General features: G+C 27.6%; 1 protein-coding gene. It reads right to left on the reverse strand.

Going from position 1 to position 540, the window contains the following annotated elements:
• The coding region (locus KGF45_RS19615; protein WP_227843078.1) for an RNA-guided endonuclease TnpB family protein at positions 1-540 on the reverse strand (540 nt) is incomplete at both ends.

The raw sequence follows: 540 nt of genomic DNA on the forward strand, positions 1-540 counted from the left end.
CATAACTGACTTGATGGATATGTATTTCCTATTACAGAAATTAATCTCCCATACCAAGTAGCTTTATACTCAAGTAACCTTCTAAATTCATACCAACTAACTTCACTTATTGCACCTGCTAATTTATGATTCTTAATCATATTACTCACTTTCAAATCTTCTAAACAAATTATTTGGTTTTCTCTAATTAGCTTAGTTGATATTTGATGTAGGTAATCTCTTCTTTGATTAGTTATTCTTTCATGTATCTTAGCTACTTTAATTCTTTGCTTATTCCAATTATTACTGAACTTCTTCATCTTTGATAATCTTCTTTGTTCCAATTTCAATCTATAGCTAGCTTTTCTTAACCATTTAGGATTGTTAAATATGCTTCCATTAGAACCTATTGCAAAATCTTTTAAGCCTAAATCTATGCCAATATACTTATTAGATTCTTCTAATTGTTTTATGTCAACCTCACAACACATACTAACAAAATATTTACTTGTAGGTGTTTTTGATACAGTAGCATTTAATATTCTACCATTTATATTTTGA

Origin of the sequence: Clostridioides sp. ZZV14-6154, from assembly GCF_020657785.1 — a bacterium.
In the GTDB taxonomy this organism is placed as follows: domain Bacteria; phylum Bacillota; class Clostridia; order Peptostreptococcales; family Peptostreptococcaceae; genus Clostridioides.